Genomic DNA, 19,378 nt, shown 5'->3' with positions numbered 1-19,378 from the left:
CGTCGATCCAGGATCAGCGGGGCCGGTGGAAGCCGGTGCAGGTAAAGATACGTGATTCGCTTCATCTTAATTTTGTTTGCCGTTCTGGCGGCAGTCGGGCTCTTTTCTGGTTGGTATATCTGGCCTGCTCAGGTGGAGTCCTATGTCGCCCAGCGAAGGCTGATCGCGCGTGAAATCGCCGGACCCGGCCTCCTTGGTGCAACCAACCAGGTCATCGTGACGGCACGGATCCAGGCATTCCTGGCCGACGTTCGCGTCGACCGGAATGACGAGGTGAAGACCGGCGATATCCTCGCCACGCTAAACGCGACTGAAATCGAGTATCAGCTTGCCGCCGCGGTCGCCAACGACCGGGCTGCGGCGGAGAGCGTGCGCGAGGCCGAATTGGAGCGTGACCGGCTGGCTATCGCCGCCCGTACTGCAAAGGCAGATCTGGATCGCAGGAAGAGCCTGCTCGCCAGCAAATCGATTTCTCAGGCCGAGTTCGACCTCTTCGAAGGTACCCAGAAGCAAGCCGAGGCCGCATTGGCGCGAGCGACCGCTAGCATCGAGCGCGCAAAGGCCCAGGTCGCGGCCGCCTCCGCCGAGGTCGAGCAGATACGAAGCCGTTTCGGCGAAACCTCCATACGCTCGCCTGTCAACGGGGTGGTGGTTTCCCGCAGCCGCACGGTGGGGGACCTGCTTTCTCCGGGCGTCGAACTGATGCAGATTGTCGACCCGACGTCATTGCTGGTCATGGCACGCTTCGACGAATCCGCAATGGGATCGCTTCGGCCGGGGCAAGTAGCCAAAGTCACCTTCTCATCGGATCCGCAACGACCCTACGCTGCTTCCATTGCGCGGATCGGCCGGCAGGTCGATCAAGAGACCCGCGAGTTTACGGTCGATCTTAAATTGCGTGAGGTGCCGGCGAACTGGGCTGTGGGTCAGCGTGCAAGCGTCACCATCCAAGCGGAATCGCCGTCACCAGGCATTGCGGTGCCACAGCGGTTCCTGGCGAGAAACCAGGGACGGGTGGGTCTATGGATTGCACATGACGGGCGGGCCTATTGGGCTCCTGTTTCACTGGGCTACTCCAGCGGCACCGATATCGAGATCACGCGCGGCCTAAAGGTAGGTGATGTCGTGCTCGGTCCGACAGGCCGCTTCCAGTACCAGGCGGTTAACCTCCAGGCATTGGGCAGGTGAATCTCGCGGTCAAAGATATCAGGCATAACCTGCTGAGGTTCATCCTGACCGTTTTCGGCGTCGGCCTGCTGATGGCGGCGACGATCGGCATGCTGGGCATGTATCGCGGCATCGTCTACGAAGCCTTGATCGTGATCGACGGCATTGGTGCCGACCTCTGGGTCGTCGAAGGGGGAAAGTCCGGACCGTTCGCCGAATCTTCCGCCGTTCCGGCCAATCTCGATCGCCGCGTGGCCGGTGTGGCCGGTGTGGCGGCAACGCGGCGGTTCATCCAATACAACCAGCAGTTCGAAATTGACGGGCTTCCGCTGCGCATGTCGGTCACTGGTGTGGACTATCCAAGCGACAGTGGCAGCTGGATACCGTTGATCGCCGGCCGGTACTTCCAATCAAATCGCTATGAGGCCATCGCCGACAAGACTCTCGGCCTGGTTGTGGGTGACGAGATCCGGCTTGGACGAGATAGCTATACGATTGTCGGCGTGTCGACCGGGCAGGTCGACATGGGTGGCGACGGATTGTTGTTCGTCACCATCCCGGACGCGCAGGTCATCAACCAACTGCTGCCCAGCGAGGCGATCCTCCTCAACCGTGCGGCCAAGGGCAAGACGCGCATGGGTCTCGGCGACGAGACCGGAAGTGTCGCTGCCGTCATCATCGAAACTCTCCCGGGCGCGGACAAGGAGGTCGTGCGTGACTCGATCAAACGCTGGGGCGACGTCGAGGTCCTCACGCAGCAGGACCAGGAAACGCTTCTACTGGACGGCCGCCTCGGCAAGCTCCGCGTCCAGATCCTGGCTTTCACGACGATGACGCTGCTGATCTGCTGCGCCGTCATAGCACTGACCATCTATACGATGACGATCGAGAAGGTCGCGCAGATAGCACTTCTGAAGCTGATCGGCGCGCGTGACCGGGTGATCATCGGCATGATTGCGCAGCAGGCGGGGTTGATCGGCTTTTGCAGCCTCGTTCTGGCCATAGCCATCTCGTTTACGATCTATCCGAGGTTTCCAAGAACTGTGCTGATCACCGAATCCGATCTTGGCGTGTTGTCGTTCGTGCTGATGGCACTCAGCCTTGCGGCCAGCTGGTTTGCGATTCGTCGCGCGCTCGCGGTCCGTGCCCAGGAAGTGTTGGCCTGATGTCGAAGCGCCGCCTCGCCACGCTGGAGGTTCGGAACGCCAGCAAGGTCTACCAGAGCGGGGGCTCGCCGGTCACCGCGCTGGCGGCAGGTTCGCTGACCTTGAGCCCCGGCAGCGTTACCGGCATCGTCGGGCCCAGCGGCTCCGGCAAGACGACGCTGCTGATGATCGCCGGTCTGCTGGAGACACCGACCACGGGAGAGGTCCTGTTCGACGGCAAGGTGATTTCCCGTCCCGGTGCGAAGCTCAACGAGCTACGAGCCTTCAGGCGGAGCCATCTTGGGTTTGTGTTCCAGAAAGCGAACTTGATCCCCTTTCTCACGGCCGCCGAAAACATTGCCATCGCCATGCAGGTCAACGATGTCGGTCGCCAGCAGGCGCAGGCGCGAGCCAGCCGGCTTCTCGCCGCATTGGGCATTGAACATCGCGGCTCCAATTATCCTTCCCAACTTTCCGGCGGCGAGCAGCAGCGCGTTTCAATCGCCAGGGCCTTGGCAAACGATCCCACCGTTATTCTGGCCGACGAACCTACCGCCGCACTGGATGGTACACGGGCGGAGATGGTGATGAAGGTTTTCAGGCATCTGGCGGACAGCCGCAATGTCGCGATCTGCGTTGTGACTCACGATACGCGCTGGAAAACTTATTTCGATTCGATGCTCGAGCTCGAGGATGGGCGGGAACGAGCGCCGTCTCCCTTTGGCTTGATGGCTGAACGGCATTAATCAACGGGCGGCGTGGGCCAAGGCGCGGTACAGAGCCGGCTTCAATGATCCGGCTTCGCTTCGGGTGGTGCTTTGATTCTACGAACTGCTCGCCGAAGCGGCGGAACTGATGTTTGCCTAAGCGACACGCACCGTGCGCTGCCTCGGCTTGATCGCGGTGGCGAGCAGCAGGCCGGCGACGATGAAGGCGGCGCCGGCGAGATCGTAGTCGTGCAAGCTTTCGCCAAGGAACAGATAAGCGAGCACGGCGACGAAGGCGGTCTGCAGATAGAGCAGCATGCTGGCGCGCCCGGCGCCAAGCGTCTCGACGCTGCGGTTGTAGAGATAGTACATCAGAGCGCCGCCCGGGCCGGCAACATAGGCGAGGGCCAGAAGGCCGTTCGCATGCAGCGCCGAACGATCCCCGGAAAACAGTTCCCAGAGATAGAGAGGCAGTGCGGCCAGCGCGCCGGCTCCCAGCAGCAGGACCACCATCGGCAGAAGCTCAATGCCGAATTTCGCGCGACGCAGCAGCACGGTGTAGAGGCCCCAGCAAAGCGCGCTGCCGACGATCCACAACTCGCCGGGATTGAACCGTAGCTGCATCAGCGCGGCAAGGTCGCCGCGCGCCACGATCACCACCATCCCGGCCAGAGCGACCAGCGCTCCAAGCGCTTTCCAGACACCGAGGGGCTCGCCAAGCACGAAGCGGGCAAGCACCATGGTCATGATCGGCGACAGCGCCATGATGATGCCGGCGGTTGTCGCGTTGGTGTAGTTGAGGCCCGTGTAGATCATGCCCTGACACAAGGTCAGCCCGATGGCGCCGATGGCCAGCACCTCGATCACCCGGGATTGGATCAGCACGAGCATCGCCCCGTGATGACGATGGACGATAGGCAGCAGGATCGCGCAGGCGAGCGTCAGCCGCCAGAAGCAGAGCGCCCAAGGCGGCATCTCGGGGGCAACCCACTTGGCGGCAATATAGACGCCGGCGGACAGGAGCCAGCAGAGCGTCGCGAGGGAATAGGCGAGCGGAAGTGATGCGCCGGGTGTCGCCTTAGCTACATTTGGCTGTGCTATCGGCAGTGATTGGATATCCGTCTCCTCCCATCGCAGACTTTAGCAGATTTGCAGCGTCTTGCTAAGCAGCAACAACAGCTGGTTCACCGGCTGGTGCAATCGGTGGGTCATTGTGGGTCCCGCCGTTCACGGTCTCGTTCCATTCGAACGCATGTTGGCCCATGAGCAACTCGATACCGAAAAGCGCAAGCCGTATCGATTTCGCGCGATACGAATCTGAGATTCATATATTGCGCGACAGATATTCGCGCGGTTGCCACAATCTTCTCGCGCCATATTTCTGCCGAGAGCAGATCTGTCGCGAATTCCTGGCCCTCGGATCACGAGCGCCGCTGTTTTTTTCGAAGCAATTGGAAGAATAAGCCACTGACTTCCGTTTGCACAAAGAGCGCGACACATATCCATGCGGAGGACGTCCGATGCATGCCGGCTTCCGAGGGAGCGTACTCGTAGCGGTGTTGGGCGCCGTCATGGCAAGCTGCGCCGGCATCCCGGCGCAAAAAACCGGGGCAATAACCGGCTATGGCCCCAACCCCACTTTACCGAAACCAAGACCGACGCTGATCCCGACTGTTAACATCGCCGAGGCGAAAGGCTGGCAGAAAGGAGGTATGCCGACCCCGGCGAAGGGGCTGACAGTGAACGCCTTCGCCACCGGCCTCGACCATCCGCGCTGGCTGCATGTGCTTCCGAACGGCGACGTTCTGGTTGCTGAAACCAATGCCCCTGCCAAGCATGACGAAGGCTTCAGTCTTAGAAAGGTCTTCATGGACCTGGCTATGAAGCGGGCTGGCGCCGCGACCAAAAGCGCCAATCGCATCACGCTGCTGCGCGACACCGATGGCGACGGCATTGCGGATGTGGGCACGACGTTCGCGGAAGGCCTCAATTCGCCCTTCGGCATGACGCTGTCCAAAGGCAAGCTCTTTGTCGCGAACACCGACGCGCTCGTCGCTTTCCTCTACTCCAATGGCCAGACCCGAGTCAGCACGTCGCCGGAAAAGATCATCGACTTGCCGGCCGGGGACCTCAACCATCATTGGACCAAGGACGTGATCGCAAGTCCGGATGGACGCAAGCTCTATGTCACCGTTGGTTCCAACAGCAACGTTGGAGAAAACGGCATAGCCGCGGAGAAGAACCGCGCCACTGTCCTTGAAGTGGATCGGTCGACCCGCCGCACGCGGGTCTTCGCCTCGGGCCTGCGCAACCCGAACGGGCTCTCCTGGAATCCTGAAACTGGCGAGCTTTGGGTTGCCGTGAACGAGCGTGACGAGATCGGCGACGATCTCGTGCCGGATTACATGACCTCGGTTCGTGACGGCGCTTTCTACGGCTGGCCCTACAGCTACTACGGACAGAACGTCGACGAACGCGCTAAGCCGCAGCGCCCCGATCTCGTGGCGACGGCGGTCAAGCCCGATTACGCCCTGGGCTCTCATACCGCCTCGCTGGGACTGACCTTCTCCAAAGGCGCCCGGCTCGGTCCGACCTACGGCAACGGCGCCTTCGTCGGCCAGCACGGCTCGTGGAATAGAAGCGTGCACAGCGGCTACAAGGTGATCTTCGTGCCGTTCCATGGCGGCAAACCGAGCGGTCCTCCGAAAGATGTGCTCACTGGCTTCATCGGGCGTAATGGCGAGGCGATGGGCCGTCCGGTCGGCGTTGCTATCGATCAGACTGGCGCACTGCTCGTCGCCGACGACGTCGGTAACGTCATCTGGCGGGTCCGCCGGGCGAATGGCCGTTGAGCGCAGGTGCCTTTCTGATTCCGACCTCACCAGCCTTCGGCTACAGCGCCACGCCCGATATGGCTGCATTCGGCTACGATCTCGATGCATATGGCAGGCTGAGCGACCCGAGACATAGGTGACATTTTGTCCCGGACACATGGGTAACACTTTTGGCTTTTGGCCGGAGGCATTTGGCTCGTCAGCTTCATGCACTACGATCTGGGATATCTCGACCTGGAACAGAGGACGTTGCAGACCATCGGCAATCCGTTCGGCACGAGATTGTCACCCATGTCTTAGGTACAAACTGTTACCCATGTCTCCGGGCTGGACAAATATCTGAATTTGGTAGCGGGAGACCGCTACATCGCAATACCCACTATCGAAGACGCGTCTTCCATTTTCGCCGGCATGCGGCGTAGCTGCAAACTACGAATCTGGGGTCAGGAGTTCGAATCTCTCCGGGCGCGCCAACATTTCAATGACTTAGAAGGACATCGCAGACTAGAGAGAGAAATTAGTCTGCGATTTAGTCTGCGGAGTTCATCGTCTTTCTCTGGTCTCGACATGTGAACGACGGAGAGTTCCTAGCCAAGGGTCCAGTCGCTAGGCTGATGCGCTCACCTCTCGACGTGAACGGTGCGCTGAGGCTTCTAACCAGGATTACACCTGCCGTAGCAGTAGGGAAGCTGAACGTCCGAAGTTGGCGCAATCGCGCAGTTCCCGAAACGAAAAGTCTGACCCGCAGACGACGAACGTCTGCCGCGACGTCAACGTCGGCTTTGCGGGGGCCTCGCCCTACGCCGGAATCCGTTTCGGCAACAAGGCACGAGCCCGGGATCCCAAACAACAACTGCAGAGGAGAGCGCTTTGATCCGGCGTTGCGTACAGGATCGAATGACGCAACGGGTCGACAGCCGCACACTTGTGCCAGGAAGCGGATCGCCAGATTTGGCTCGAGAGCAGGCATTTCGGACTTTTGGGATAAGTCCGGTTCGGGGCATAGTTCATGCCGATGCTCGCGGGGCGCTTGAAGGTCTGGCTCTGACCTTCCGAGCCACGGAGCCGCAACTCCACTTTCGGCTACAGAACTGCTGGCCAACTCCAAGTTCAGATTCTGCCCAAAATGAGCGCCGCCAAGGAGAAGATGACCTTCGCCGATCTGGAGCCGCTGATCTGTGACGCGGACAACGTGGCCGACGTCTTGCTGACCATGCTGGAGGTCTTTTCCACAGTACCTGACGGGAATTTCGTTCTGACCCAAGCGAGGGGGAGCGCCTTTTCTTCATTGCCACCATTGCAGAGCAGATGACGCGGAAGGTTAAGAACGCCTACTACGAAACCCTCGGGGGCGCCGCGTCATGACCGCGCCTTCAGATGACCTCGACGACCTGCAATTCGATACTGGGAACCTGCACCACTTGCTCGAAGTGCTCTATGGCCAGACCATGGAACAGGAGTTCGAGCGCGACGGGAAGAGGGTCGCTTTGGCGGACCAAATAAGCGCGCTGGCCATGATCGCCCGCGACCTCGCCGAACGTCTGAACGAAGCGGCTGGAGCGTGTATCGACAACGCGATGGCCGACGCCAAGGCCAGAAAGGCGGCATCATGAGCGCCGTCCCGACCGTCGAACCGTTCTGCGTCTCTGACACGTTCGTCACTGGTGCCGGCCCACTCCAATTTATGGGCGACAATCTCAGCCTGACGCTGCATGTCCTGCAGCGCTCGACTTATGACGGCGGCACAGAAAATGCCGTGGTGTCAAAGATTGTTGGAAGTCGCACCGATATGCTGAAAATCGCCGCCGCCATTCTCAGTGCTTGCAACTCCCGGTCAACGCCAGCGGACAGAGCGGTGGAAAACTTCATGGAGTTCCTTGAAGGGCCCGCTGGGCGCCACTGAACCGGCACCCAGACGGAACTGCTAAGCCCGCCGCCTCACGGTGGCGGGCTTTTTCCTTGCGTGTTCCTGTCGCTTTTGTCACTCCCCGCCTGCAGCAGCGTATTTTTTCGCCACTAAATCTCCGTCCTTAAGCTTCTTAACGGTAGTGGTAACATACCCGCTCTTTAGATCCGGCTTTGATCCATCATAGTGGACAGACCAAAGGTCATATATCCTTTTTCCAGAACGCCAAAATTTGTTGCAGTCCCTGTAGATTTTTGGATCACCCTTTGGCTTATTCTTGGCGCACATCTCATTACCACTTACGCTCCAAGTGCCCTTAAAAGTTGCCGTTACCTTAGGTTTGCCAAAGATTCCTTTGGTTGTGCCGTCAGATGCATAGTAAATGCTAGAGACGTCATAAATACCGGTCTTGCCTGAATATATCGCCTTGACCTCGGCTGCGGTTAATTCGACCGCGTCCTTCGGCAGCTTGCCGGCCCATGCGGACGCACACACAAAACTAGTCAAAGCGCCGCCTAACAGAAAAATTGCAAATGCACGCATAAAGACCTCCCTCTCTTTGCCCAAGCAATGACTAATTTAGCATTTCCTCAGAGGAGAATCGAGGCAGGAAATCGCCGACGTGAGGCACTTGCGCTGGCACACCCCGCTGCGCTGCGGCGCCTGCGGGTCGGGCATGTCGGTCAAGGACAGGATGGGTCGCCTGACGCGCATCATGTGCACGCGCGCCAAGGAATCGCGCTCATGCACCAATGTCAGGCCCTATGCGCTCGATCATATCGAAGCGACGGTCATCGACGGGTTGCGCGCCAGGTTGAACGACAAGGCGCTGATCGACCACTATGTCGCCGCCTACAATGACGAGCATCAAAAGCTCTATTCGGGGCAGGGCGCCTCGCGAAAAGGCCGCCCAGCGGCTCGACGCCGCCAGGCGCGAATACGACCGCGTGCTGAACGCCTATGTCAAAGGCATGATTTCGGAAGCCGAAGCCGAGCAGCGCTTGCCAGTGCTACGCGAGGAGGGGCTAGCACCTCGAGGCCGAGCTCGCCGTGCTGCCGCAGCCGCCGAAGGTCGTGACGCTGAAGCCGGCGCTTGTCGCCCGCTACATCCGCGATCTGGAAGCGCTCGCCGCCGCGATCGGAGAGAATGGCTTCGTCTCGGAAGAAGCCAAGAAGATCGTCCGCGACGTCGTGTCGACCGTGACAGTCTACCCGCCGAAGGCAGGCGAGCAGCCGTCGATCCTGATTGATGGATACCTGTCAAACATGGTCGACCAAGGCCTTGGCCACCTCGTCTCCGTTCGGGGGGAGCGATGGTAGCGGGAGAGCGCTACCGCCTTTCCCCAGACCCTATAATTTACCAGTTCAGGCTTCGTTGCTGCGGTTGAGTAGAGCCGTCTGCTGGGAATCAAATTCGGGGGTCAGCAGTCTAATCTCTTCGGTCGTGCCAGATATCTTAAACGAATCAAAATCCAGCGCTTTGGTCCGGTGTTGAAAGGCAGCTTCGCGCCTGATTTCGGTCATAGAGATCAGCTTCGCCGCGTCCTGAAAGCAGACATCGCAAGCGAGGACTCCGGAGGTCGCGGTTGTCGCGCAGATCGTGGCCGTTACCGCGCCGCCGATTTTCTGGAGTGATAAGCCGCGCCCGACGCGGCGAATTCGTAACCCTACTCGGCGGCCGTCTCCGATGGCGCCTCTGCCGGCCCCGAAGGCTCGGCCTCGGCACGGGGCTTGCGCCGTGAAAACAGCGACCTGAGCGTGACGTAGAACACCGGCGTCAGGAACAGGCCGACGAAGGTGACGCCGAGCATGCCGGAGAACACCGCGGTGCCCAGCGACTGGCGCATTTCTGCGCCCGGGCCCGTTGCGATCATCAGCGGCACGACGCCGAGGATGAACGAGAAAGCGGTCATCAGGATCGGCCGCAGCCTGAGCCGGCAGGCTTCGACGGCAGCCTCGGCGGCCGACAGGCCGCGTTCCTGCGCCTGGCGCGCGAATTCGACGATCAGGATCGCGTTCTTGGCGGCAAGCCCTATCAGCACGATGAGGCCGATCTGCACGAGGATGTTGTTGTCCAGCCCTCGGAAAGACACGCCGAGCAACGCCGCGAGCACGCCGAGCGGCACCACCAGCACAATGGCGAACGGCAGCACCCAGCTTTCATATTGCGCCGCCAGCGCCAGGAACACGAACAGCACCGACAGTCCGAAGATATAGACAGCGGCATTGCCGGTGTTGCGCTCCTGATAGGCGAGCTCGGTCCATTCATAGGAGGTACCGGCCGGCAGCGTCTTTGCCGTGATCCCTTCCATCAATGCCAGCGCGTCGCCCGTGGAAACGCCGGGCGCGGCGTTGCCCTGCAGCGGCACCGAGACGTACATGTTGTAGCGCTGGACCAGCGCCGGGCCGGTGACGTCGCGGATCTCGATCAACGTGCCGAGCGGAACCAGCGCGCCGGTCGCCGAGCGCACCTTCAGTTTCAAGATGTCGGCGCGATCGAGGCGGAACGCCTGGTCGGCCTGCGCCCGCACCTGGTAGACGCGCCCGAAAGCGTTGAAGTCGTTGACGTAGGCGGTGCCCAAATTGATCGACAGCGTCTCGAAGATGTTGGGGATCGGCACGTTCAGGATGCGCGCCTTGTCGCGATCGATCGCCAGGAAGAATTGCGGGCTCGACGCGGAGAACGTGGTGAACACGCCCGTCAGCCCCGGCGTCTTGTTGGCCATGCCGGCGATTTCGTTGGCAAGCGCCAGGATCTGCCGCATGTCGGCGCTGTTGCGCTCCTGGATCTGCAGCTTGAAGCCGCCGGCATTGCCGACGCCGCGGATCGGCGGCGGCGGCAGTGCGATAATGAAGGCTTCCTTGATGCTTTGCAGGCTGCCGAACAGATTGCCGATGACCTGGGTCGCCGACTGGCCGGCTTTCAGTCGCTCGTCAAACGGCTTGAACCTGGCGAAGATCACGCCCGCGTTGCTGGCGTTGGTGAAGGTCGCGCCGGAGAAGCCGGCGAAGGCGACTGCGTAGTCGACGCCTGGCGTTTTCTGGATGATCTGCGACGCCTGCTGGATGACCGCATCGGTCCTCGACAGCGAGGCGCCGTCCGGCAACTGGACGACGACGATCGCATAGCCCTGGTCGAGCGACGGAATGAAACCGCGCGGCACCGCCTGCACCATGTAGACCGTGGCGTAGATGAGGGCCGCGAAAACGGTCAGCATGGCGGCGATCGTTATCCACGACCCGACTAGCACGCGGATGATGCTCGAATACCAGTGGGCGACCCTGTCGAAGCCGCGATTGAAGCCGTCGGCGAGCGCCCGTCCGAACCGCGCCAGGAAAAAGCGCGGCGGCGCCGCCGCAGCGTGATGCGGCTTGAACAGCAGTGCCGCCAGCGCCGGCGAAAGCGTCAGCGAATTGAATGCCGAGATCGCCGTCGACACCGCGATGGTGATCGCAAACTGCAGGTAGAACTGCCCAGAAATGCCGGGGATGAAGGCTGTCGGTACGAACACGGCTATCAGCACCAGCGAGATCGCGATGACCGCCGTTCCGACTTCGTCCATGGTCAGGTGCGACGCCGGATTGGGCGCCAGCCCTCTGGCGATATTGCGCTCGACGTTCTCGACCACGACGATCGCATCGTCGACGACGATGCCGATCGCCAGAACGAGGCCGAACAGCGTCAGCATGTTGAGCGAGAAGCCGGCGGCGTAAAGCACCGCCAGCGTGCCGATCAGCGACACGGGGATCGCCACGATCGGCACGATCGCCATGCGCCACGATTGCAGGAAGACGATGATGACGATGATGACCAGCAGCATCGCCTCGAGGATTGTCTTGTAGACCTCCTGGATCGACTCGGCGACGAACTCGGTCGGATTGTAGACGATGTCGTAGCTCAACCCCTTCGGGAAGTCGCGGGAAAGCTCCTTCATCTTGTCCTGGATCTCCGCGGCTGCGGCGAGCGCATTGGTGCTCGGCCGCTGGAAGATGGCGAGCGCCACGGCCGGTTTGCCGTTGAGATAGGAGTTGGTGACGTAATCCTTGGCGCCGAGCTCGATGCGCGCCACGTCCTGCAGCGAGATCAGGCGGCCGTCGTCGGTCGATTTGACGATCACGTATCGGAAGTCGCGTGCGTCGTTGAAGCGGCCTTGCGTGGTGACCGTGTACTGGAACGCCGTGCCGGTGCTGGTCGGCGGCGCGCCGATCGAGCCACCCGACACCTGGACGTTCTGGTCGCGCAGCGCCTGCACCACATCGCCCGAGGTCATCCCCAGGGCGGACAGTTTTTCCGGATCGAGCCAGATGCGCAGCGAATATTCGCGTTCGCCGAAGATGATGAGGTCGCCGACGCCGTCGAGTCTGAGCAGTATGTCGCGCACCCGCGAGCGGGCGTAGTTCGAGACGTAGAGCTGGTCGTAGGTATTGTCGGGCGACAGCATGTGCACGACCATCATCAGGTCGGGCGAGGTCTTGGTGGTGGTGATGCCGAGGCGGCGGACTTCTTCGGGCAGGCGCGGCTCGGCGACCGACACGCGGTTCTGCACCAGCACCTGCGCCTGGTCGAGATCGGTGCCCAGCTTGAAGGTGATGGTCAGCGCCATCGCCCCGTCGCCCGACGAATAGGACGACATGTAGAGCATGCCCTCGACGCCGTTGATCTCCTGCTCGATCGGCGTTGCCACCGTCGCTGCGACCGTCTCGGCGTCGGCGCCCGGATACTGCGCGCGAACGACGATGGTCGGCGGCGCGATCTCGGGATATTGCGCGACGGGCAGCTGGGTATAAGCAATCCCGCCGAGGATCAGCAGGACGATCGAAACGACCGATGCGAAGATCGGACGGTCGACGAAGAAATGTGCGAACCTCATTGCTGCAACTCGGCGGTCTCGGCCTTGGGCGGCAACGTCACCATCTCGACCTTCACCTTGGTGCCGGGCCTGGCGTGCATCAGCCCGTTGACGATGATCGTCTCGTCGCCGGTCAGGCCCGCGCGGATCACCCGGTAGCCGTCGAGAAGCGGGCCGGTGCGCACAGGCTTGGCCGACACCATCCCGGCCTCATCCACCAGGAACACGATGCGGCGATCCTGATCGGCGCCGATCGCCTTGTCGGGCACCAGCACGCCGCTATGCGGCAGCGACCCCGGCACGTTGATGCGCCCAAACATGCCTGGCTGGAGAATGCCGTCGGCGTTGGGAAAACTTGCACGCACCCGCATGGTGCCGGTCGCGTTGTCGATCCGGTTCTCGGCAAAATCGAGCTTGCCTTTGAATACCGCCTCCGCGCGGTCGGCGACGCGAACCACCACCTCGAGCCCGCCGGCGCCTTCCTGCATGCTGCCGCCACGCTCCTTCGCGTCGCGGGCGTAGCTGAAATACAGGCGCTCATCGACGTCGAAATAGAAGTCGATCGGATCGCGCGTAACGATGGTCGTCAGCAAGGTGGAATCCGGCTGCACGAGGTTGCCGACCGACACCAGCCGGCGGTCGATGCGGCCGGACAAGGGCGCCTTGATCTCGGTGAATTCCATGTTCAGGCTGGCCGTCGTCAGCGCAGCCGTCGCGCCCTGCATCTGCGCCTGCGCCGAAAGGTATTCCCGCCGGCGGTCGTCGACCGTCGCGGTTGAGATATTGCCGGTCTTGGCGAGTTCGTCGGCGCGATCCAGCTGCATCTTGGAGAATTCGAGCAGACTCTTGGCGACGTCCACTTGCGACTTGGCGGCATCATAAGCCGCCTGGTAGGGTCGCTGGTCGATGGTGAAGAGCAGGTCGCCCTTGTTGACCAGTGCGCCGTCCTGGAAGCTGACCTTGTCCAGATAGCCGCTGACGCGCGAACGGATGGCGACCTGGTCGACGGCTTCGAAGCGCCCGACAAACTCGTCGTCTTCGACGATTTCACGGACCACCGGCTTGGCCGCCGTCACCACGGGAAGCGGCTGGTCCTGCGCAAACGCCGTGCTGCTGAAAGCCATGCCGAGCAGGAATGCCGCCGACATGGCGGCGCGGGCAAGCCAGCCGGCCGATCGATGGGGTCGCCCGCCCGCGTCGCGATGCAATTGCCCATTCTCTTGGATGTCCATTTGCGTCCTCGCTCGCTGGACCGGAGGTCGGTTGATCCGCTTCTACGCTCAGGCTTCTCGTCGAGATCAGAGCACTGCAGTGTTGTGCATGGCAACATGATCATTTTCCATGTGGGCTGAAATGTCCACCCTGTGGCTGCCCCGCCACCGGGCTAAAGTCAGTCGCGAATTAAGGGACTCAGGATTCCTTTGATGGACGGCTTATGATTCATATTGGTCGAAGGAGACCGATATGGGCATTACCACGCCGGCCGGATTCAAATGGACTGCAACACTGCGGCATCGAGCAGTGCGTTGACATATCCCTCCCGCCGCAGCCGTTGTTCTATCTCGCTCATTGAAGACGATACATCGACACAAAGAACCAGTTCGAGATCCACCGAGGAAACCTGCTCCGCCGTGGCCGACAGCGACGTTGTCAGGCTCACCGCCAGAGCGACTAGCACCCGTTCGGGTTTTCTTCGACCAGCGAAGCATGGAATGAAGGACATCATCTCGGCGCGTCCATCCAGTTGGTCAAACGGGAGGATGCTGCGGCGGCAATTGTACTCGGCGTCAGCCGCGAAACCGCGCGCACCCAGCTCAAACAGGTATTCGCCAAAACCAACACATACCGTCAAGCGGAACTCGCCACGCTCGTCACCCGCCTTCGGCCACACGCATGATGACCGATTGGTAGGAGCGTATCACGGCCGGAAGCGTCAAGAGGCAGGTGCTGGCGCAAGGCGGCCAACGCGGCACCGCAGTTGTTTTCAGGCAATGGCAAGTAATGTCGTTGTGGCCAAGATGGGGCGCCAGCGGAATGGCACCTTCTGGCTAGTTGGTCCCGTCCGCTTCCGGCCCCAATTGCCCGTCAGCAAAGCGCCAAAAGCGAACCTTGGCTATCGGAAGCGCCCTCAAGCAATAGCGCCATGGTCATCCGGTGAGCAGGCAACCCTTGTTGCCATTGCGTTTGTGCCTCCCTCCACACCGGGGCTCTGTGGTCCGCGCGCATGACAAAACGGCACGCTCGTCCGTGCCAGGGTGCCAGCGATGTAAGCGCCAGCACCGGAGGCAGTCATGGACATTTACAGTCTCGTCGCAGCGAACCTTCATTCAGGGGCCCGTCCCGCGCTGAAGGATGCCAAGTCTGAAGACCGCTACTACTCGGATCAGGTCGCCTTGCCGCGATTGGGCCCCGGGCTGCTCGGGTCAATCGCCGTCTGCGCCTTGCTGATCCTTGTAGGCATGCCTCCGAGCTGAGGCCATGCCGCGAGAGATTGGCCGTGATATGCTGCCACGCGACGTTGCCGGAGAGCGGGTGATGGACAATAGCGAGGCCGATAAGGCCGCAGTCGTGGCGGTGATCCGCGCCGAGACCGAAGCCTGGCTGCAGCGGGATTTCGAGGCATTGGCGAGCCACTGGGTGCAGTCGCCGCAGACCCGGCGAATGGAGGCCTTTGCCTCACTCGGCGTTCGGGTCGACGAAGGCTGGGACGTTATCGCCGCCCGGCTCAAGAAGATCGTGGAGCGGTTCCCCGACAAGCACGCCTTCGAAGAGCGCGTGCGCTGGGAGAAGGTCAACATCGTCGTCGACGGAAACGTGGCCTGGATGACTTTCGACCAGATCGGCAGTGATACGGGCGAAGACCGCAAACGTCAGCTCCGGATTCTTCACCGGATCGGCGGCGACTGGAAGATCGGTTGCATGGTGATGATGGAGAGCAGCGTCGAGGAAGCGAATAGCCCGCTGATCGAGGTCGACGCAGACGCCCGAATACTCTGGACGAACCGGCCGGCACGCGAGCGGATAGCGGGCCACCCGGGCCTGGTCAACGCCGCCGGTCGCTTGCGTGCCCGGCGACACGAGCGTGATCTGGAACTTCGCGACGCGGTGCGCCTGGCGTTCCGCGAGTTGCAGAGCCAGAGACCCCTGAACATATCGCCGAAACAGGCCTGGGCAGTGGCGCTTGGTGAGGAACGCGGTGGGGGTGCCGCTGCATTGCTGGGTTCTGCTTGAGGACGGCAAGGTACTGGTGTCATTCGACGATGCCGCGACGATCGCGCGCCGGATCACTGGAGCGCAGGAAGTCTACGGACTCTCGCCGGCCCAGGTCAGGCTTGCCCGCCTGATTGTCGATGGTCACGATCTAGCGGCCGCCGCCGATCTGCTCGCAGTCAGCGTCAACACCCTGCGGACCCAGCTGCAGCGGATCTTCGACAAGACAGGAGTGCGCAGCCAGGCCGCATTGGTTCGTTCACTGCTTAGCGCTGAGGCGCCGAACAAGTAGCCCCGCCCCGCCCCAATGCCCTGCTCATGCCGCTCGCCCCCCAGGCGGGTGAAGGGAAGTGAACCCTCATCGTAAGCGTGAGAACTTGAGTGCACTGCCGGCATGAGTCTGCTTTTTGGGCCAGGAGCAGCCCTTCTGAACGGTCCGCTTCGCGCCAAGAAGCGGCCATCTAAGCTGACGATCAAACCGCTCGGCGGGCCACATAGAGGATGGTCGTCATGTTTCGAGTAACACACCCGCCAAATTCGTCTTGCGCAATGCGCCCGATCTCGGCAATCACGCGCTCTCGATCAGGACGGAGCGTTACGTTGGAGTAGCTCGAATAGAGCTGCATCGTCCGATCTGGATCGAGTTCTATCTGCTAGGTGCTTGCCTGAACGTCGATCATGTCAAACGCTTGCGTCGCTTCTAAAGCGGCCAATCGCGCGACCTTATCAGCACCGAACTCAAGATTGGATGAGCCGCTGTTTGACGGGTTCACCGGACCATTAGAGAGAAGGACCTTCGTTGCTTCGTGGAATGGATCGTCGCGGTCAGGGTCGCCAAAAATGTTCCAGAATGGCGCCCACCACCCACCTACTCGAAGGGCATCAACGACCCTCTGCAGTGCGTCTGCTTCGTCGACCCAGTGAAACGCGGTTGCACTTGTCCCGAGGTCAAATGATGAACTCGCAAGCACAGCATCTTCAAAGGCGCTGTTGACGACGCGAAGTGCCGGTGATCCTGCCTTCTCTTGAGAAAGCCTGCGAGGCGAGCATCCGGCTCTACGAAAATCTGATCATTTCGAAGACTTCGCCCGAGCTCGATGCGGAGCTTGAAGACCTCAAAATTGCCGAGACGCACCTCAGCATTGCGGTCGACACTTTCGCCCGCGAAGCCGAACGGATGAGAGACACCGAGGCGGAAGGCCGCGCCTTTGAGGATGCCAAGGCGATGACTGAAGCCAACGCCGCTTTCGCGAAGGCGCTAGGCACGCCGGTCGAATAATTCGCCACACTCATACCAAGGGGGGGCGCCCGCGCGCGAGGGACACTGGCTAGTAGTTGACGCGAGCCCAGTCGATGTCGAAGCCCGCAACCTCTAGTTCCTTCGCCAGCTTCGGTTTCCAAGCGCCATCGTCGTCAAACGGTTCCCAGACGATCCCGACTGTGTCCGAGGGAAGTTCAACATCGCCTCGTTTCAACGCGCAAACCCGCTCACGACCCAATTGGCCTATGAAGAACCCCCATTCGAGAATTACGTTTTGACGCGCGCGATGCTTCGGAGGATGTCCGGCTGTCCCGCCAATAGCGTCGTCGGGCGTTAGTAGAAGGACGGCAAAACCCACTTTGCTGTTGGCTTCAAATTTCTCGATGATCGTTCGCCCGCGATTGGCCTGCTCGTGCAAAATGGGGGTCGAAACCGATCCTTTCCAGAAAGCGGGCGACGGTCTCTTTTGCCGCCTCGTCGTGACCGTGGACGACGAATACCTTTCGTTGTGGAGCTGCTATGGCAGGCTTTGGTGCAGGCGTTAAACTCTCAGCTTGGACAAAGCCATCCGACGGAAAGGGAGATGGCAGCCAGGCACGCGGAGGCTTCGTTGGCGGAGGCTTCGTCGGCCGCTGCCAGTTTGGCCGTGGCATGGCATTGGGAGGTGACGTTGACTGCGACAAGGCATTGGCGACTTTTTCGATCGCATCTTTATGATGAGCTTCTGCGTCTTTTTGAGAGCCTCCTCGAACTTCACCCGCTCGGAAGATGTAACGTTCGGGATGTCACCAGGCAGCACGAAGCGTTTATTCTCTTCAACCGCCCGCTCTACAATCGCGTCCCAGAGATTTTGCTCTTCGGCGGTGTTGTCAGTGGGGTTTTCGATAGCGACTGGCAAGCGAGTTTGCGCGTTCCTGTAGGCCCGATCCGCTGCCAGCATTCTTGTCGGAGAGGCCGAATTCGAGGAGCATCTGTTGAAATCCCGAGTGGCCAAGGGATTTGAGAATGCTCGAAGCGGCTAGAACCGTTCGTCGCGAGTATTTGCTTCCAGCCAATCAGTTAGCCTCCTGAGTCTTCGTCGGAACAGTACTCGACCCGAGTTCAAAGATCACCATCTAAGCCGCCTATGTCTGTGCAGGACGCGCGCGGACGACCCGGTGTAGCCGAAGGGCTGGGACGAGCTCGTCGCACGCCTACGGCCCTAGTTTTCGATCCTGGTAAAAATGCTTACGGGGTTCCCTCTCACTCCCATATGGCGCACCGGGAGCACAGTGGAGCACATTTGGATAACTGGATAACCGTAGAGCATAGGAAATTTTCAGTAAGTTTCTGATTTCGCTCACATAAAAAATTAAGCGCAACGTAAGTGTGCATTCGAGTTGACACCATACGTGCGAACTGTCATCGTTGAACTGCCTACATACGCCGATAGACCGTCGGTCAGACAGCAACTAAGTCATTGTAATTATTGGAAAATTTCTCTATGTTAGTGTTGTTCGATCAGCTCGGCCTCCACCCCCGAGTCAGAGAGCGACACAGACGGCTGCGGGGTCCAAACCCGCAGCCACTTATCTTGGAAGGCTAAAATGAACGTACCTAAACTCGGTGTCAAAAAAACGATTGAGATGAAGCAGGCTGAGCTTCGGAAAGAAGTCTTCGGCCCGATCAGTCAAGCGCACACTTGGTCGCGTAAAACTGCGAAGGGCTTCACCACTATTCCCCGAACCATGCCTTTGCTGGGCGCGATCATGGACGGTCTGTCGGGCAAGGGTAAGCCAGTTTCGACTACCTACCTGGAGCTCTGGTGTCGGAGCAATGACGAGGGATTTGTGACGCTCAGCAAGCAGGTCGAGACCGCTTATGCGTCCGGCTTCTCAGGAGAGCGAGCAGTATCGACGTGGAAGGAGCGCGTTCGGAAATTGGAAGAGCTGCAGTTTCTGATGACGAAGCCGGGGGTGTCGGGAAGCCTGCATTACGTCCAGCTTTGGAACCCATACCTAATAGTCAAGTTTCACAAAGCCCAATCTACACCTGGCTTTCGGCCGGAACTTTACAATGTGCTGTTTGAGCGAGTGCAGGACATCGGCGCGCGTGATCTCGACTAGTTCCCATTGCCGTTACCCCGAGCGTTACCCCGGCAACGAAAATGAAAAACCCGCCATCTGGCGGGTTTGAATTATCCAGCTATTCCAGATATTTATGGTAGCGGGAGAGCGCTACCGCCTTTCCCCCCCTCAGAGACCATGCGATATTGTCTACAGTGTCGGGCGTGATGAGCCTGTCTCGGTGCTGCAAAGA

At 60.6% G+C, this 19,378-nt stretch carries 20 protein-coding genes and 2 pseudogenes; 14 read left to right on the top strand and 8 right to left on the bottom strand.

The genetic code is table 11. The features are described from left to right. Positions 1-51 precede the first annotated feature (51 nt). Genes NKH91_RS01470 through NKH91_RS01460 form a run of 3 tightly spaced genes read left to right on the top strand, consistent with a single transcriptional unit; the run spans position 52 to position 3,058 of the window. Positions 52-1,188 carry an efflux RND transporter periplasmic adaptor subunit gene (locus tag NKH91_RS01470; protein ID WP_352845637.1) on the top strand — a complete coding sequence of 379 codons (1,137 nt, stop codon included), beginning with the start codon at positions 52-54 and terminating at the stop codon, positions 1,186-1,188. Beyond that, positions 1,185-2,333 carry an ABC transporter permease gene (locus tag NKH91_RS01465; protein WP_352845638.1) on the top strand — a complete coding sequence of 383 codons (1,149 nt, stop codon included), beginning with the start codon at positions 1,185-1,187 and terminating at the stop codon, positions 2,331-2,333. Before NKH91_RS01470 ends, NKH91_RS01465 begins: the two co-directional genes overlap by 4 nt. Next, positions 2,333-3,058, top strand: a complete 726-nt coding sequence (locus NKH91_RS01460; protein ID WP_352642742.1) for an ABC transporter ATP-binding protein — start codon at positions 2,333-2,335, stop codon at positions 3,056-3,058. Before NKH91_RS01465 ends, NKH91_RS01460 begins: the two co-directional genes overlap by 1 nt. A gap of 117 nt (positions 3,059-3,175) precedes the next feature. On the opposite strand, the gene NKH91_RS01455 is transcribed toward NKH91_RS01460, so the two are convergent. Continuing rightward, positions 3,176-4,135 carry a DMT family transporter gene (locus tag NKH91_RS01455; RefSeq protein ID WP_352515704.1) on the bottom strand — a complete coding sequence of 320 codons (960 nt, stop codon included), beginning with the start codon at positions 4,133-4,135 and terminating at the stop codon, positions 3,176-3,178. A 404-nt stretch (positions 4,136-4,539) separates the two neighbouring features. On the opposite strand from NKH91_RS01455, the gene NKH91_RS01450 reads away from it, so the two are divergent. From NKH91_RS01450 to NKH91_RS01435, 5 genes and pseudogenes are all read left to right on the top strand, one after another. After that, a complete protein-coding gene (locus NKH91_RS01450) occupies positions 4,540-5,871 on the top strand; it encodes a PQQ-dependent sugar dehydrogenase (RefSeq protein WP_023720304.1) in 1,332 nt (443 codons plus the stop codon). Positions 5,872-6,039: 168 nt separating this feature from the next. Then, a pseudogene (locus NKH91_RS32315) lies at positions 6,040-6,153 on the top strand (transposase); the annotation flags it as partial. 826 nt (positions 6,154-6,979) lie between these two features. Further along, positions 6,980-7,165 carry a hypothetical protein gene (locus tag NKH91_RS01445; protein ID WP_023720306.1) on the top strand — a complete coding sequence of 62 codons (186 nt, stop codon included), beginning with the start codon at positions 6,980-6,982 and terminating at the stop codon, positions 7,163-7,165. Positions 7,166-7,214: 49 nt separating this feature from the next. Then, the gene (locus NKH91_RS01440; protein ID WP_352482027.1) at positions 7,215-7,466 is read left to right on the top strand and encodes a hypothetical protein; all 252 of its coding nucleotides are present in this window, start codon (positions 7,215-7,217) and stop codon (positions 7,464-7,466) included. Further along, positions 7,463-7,756, top strand: a complete 294-nt coding sequence (locus tag NKH91_RS01435; RefSeq protein WP_352845640.1) for a hypothetical protein — start codon at positions 7,463-7,465, stop codon at positions 7,754-7,756. Before NKH91_RS01440 ends, NKH91_RS01435 begins: the two co-directional genes overlap by 4 nt. 78 nt (positions 7,757-7,834) lie before the next feature. On the opposite strand, the gene NKH91_RS01430 is transcribed toward NKH91_RS01435, so the two are convergent. Beyond that, positions 7,835-8,302 carry a DUF995 domain-containing protein gene (locus tag NKH91_RS01430; protein WP_156948081.1) on the bottom strand — a complete coding sequence of 156 codons (468 nt, stop codon included), beginning with the start codon at positions 8,300-8,302 and terminating at the stop codon, positions 7,835-7,837. Positions 8,303-8,381: 79 nt separating this feature from the next. Between NKH91_RS01430 and NKH91_RS01425 the strand changes: the two genes are divergently transcribed. Both NKH91_RS01425 and NKH91_RS01420 read left to right on the top strand, forming a co-directional pair. Beyond that, on the top strand, positions 8,382-8,837 hold the full coding sequence (locus tag NKH91_RS01425) for a recombinase zinc ribbon domain-containing protein (protein ID WP_352845642.1): 456 nt from the start codon (positions 8,382-8,384) through the stop codon (positions 8,835-8,837). Beyond that, on the top strand, positions 8,810-9,079 hold the full coding sequence (locus NKH91_RS01420) for a hypothetical protein (protein WP_156948079.1): 270 nt from the start codon (positions 8,810-8,812) through the stop codon (positions 9,077-9,079). The genes NKH91_RS01425 and NKH91_RS01420 overlap by 28 nt, the downstream gene beginning before the upstream one ends. A 45-nt stretch (positions 9,080-9,124) precedes the next feature. Here the strand turns inward: NKH91_RS01420 and NKH91_RS01415 are convergent, their stop codons facing one another. From NKH91_RS01415 to NKH91_RS01400, 4 genes are all read right to left on the bottom strand, one after another. Further along, entirely contained in the window at positions 9,125-9,283 is a 159-nt protein-coding gene (locus NKH91_RS01415; RefSeq protein WP_352482029.1) for a hypothetical protein, read from the bottom strand. 143 nt (positions 9,284-9,426) lie between these two features. Further along, positions 9,427-12,630 carry an efflux RND transporter permease subunit gene (locus tag NKH91_RS01410; protein WP_352591652.1) on the bottom strand — a complete coding sequence of 1,068 codons (3,204 nt, stop codon included), beginning with the start codon at positions 12,628-12,630 and terminating at the stop codon, positions 9,427-9,429. Beyond that, a complete protein-coding gene (locus NKH91_RS01405) occupies positions 12,627-13,757 on the bottom strand; it encodes an efflux RND transporter periplasmic adaptor subunit (RefSeq protein WP_352884526.1) in 1,131 nt (376 codons plus the stop codon). The genes NKH91_RS01410 and NKH91_RS01405 overlap by 4 nt, the downstream gene beginning before the upstream one ends. Before the next feature lie 341 nt (positions 13,758-14,098). Then, positions 14,099-14,500, bottom strand: coding sequence for a DUF1194 domain-containing protein (locus NKH91_RS01400; RefSeq protein ID WP_352884415.1), 402 nt, complete (start codon positions 14,498-14,500; stop codon positions 14,099-14,101). Positions 14,501-14,900: 400 nt separating this feature from the next. On the opposite strand from NKH91_RS01400, the gene NKH91_RS01395 reads away from it, so the two are divergent. Further along, complete coding sequence (locus NKH91_RS01395; protein WP_352884417.1) at positions 14,901-15,083, top strand: hypothetical protein; 183 nt, start codon at positions 14,901-14,903, stop codon at positions 15,081-15,083. 4 nt (positions 15,084-15,087) lie between these two features. Continuing rightward, positions 15,088-16,111 (top strand): annotated as a pseudogene (locus tag NKH91_RS01390) (LuxR family transcriptional regulator). 361 nt (positions 16,112-16,472) lie between these two features. Here the strand turns inward: NKH91_RS01390 and NKH91_RS01385 are convergent. Continuing rightward, positions 16,473-16,790, bottom strand: a complete 318-nt coding sequence (locus NKH91_RS01385) for a class I SAM-dependent methyltransferase (protein WP_352884419.1) — start codon at positions 16,788-16,790, stop codon at positions 16,473-16,475. 38 nt (positions 16,791-16,828) lie between these two features. Between NKH91_RS01385 and NKH91_RS01380 the strand changes: the two genes are divergently transcribed. Then, on the top strand, positions 16,829-17,098 hold the full coding sequence (locus tag NKH91_RS01380) for a hypothetical protein (RefSeq protein ID WP_352884421.1): 270 nt from the start codon (positions 16,829-16,831) through the stop codon (positions 17,096-17,098). Positions 17,099-17,147: 49 nt separating this feature from the next. On the opposite strand, the gene NKH91_RS01375 is transcribed toward NKH91_RS01380, so the two are convergent. Beyond that, positions 17,148-17,498, bottom strand: coding sequence for a TIR domain-containing protein (locus NKH91_RS01375; RefSeq protein ID WP_352884423.1), 351 nt, complete (start codon positions 17,496-17,498; stop codon positions 17,148-17,150). 1,168 nt (positions 17,499-18,666) lie between these two features. Here NKH91_RS01375 and NKH91_RS01370 point away from each other — a divergent pair. Continuing rightward, the gene (locus NKH91_RS01370) at positions 18,667-19,185 is read left to right on the top strand and encodes a hypothetical protein (RefSeq protein WP_352884425.1); all 519 of its coding nucleotides are present in this window, start codon (positions 18,667-18,669) and stop codon (positions 19,183-19,185) included. The last annotated feature ends 193 nt before the right edge of the window (positions 19,186-19,378 follow it).

The sequence above is a fragment of the Mesorhizobium sp. M0894 genome, assembly GCF_040319725.1.
Taxonomy (GTDB): domain Bacteria; phylum Pseudomonadota; class Alphaproteobacteria; order Rhizobiales; family Rhizobiaceae; genus Mesorhizobium.
The sequence above is the reverse complement of the archived record's forward strand: the minus strand, read 5'-3'. Positions and strand labels throughout refer to the sequence as shown.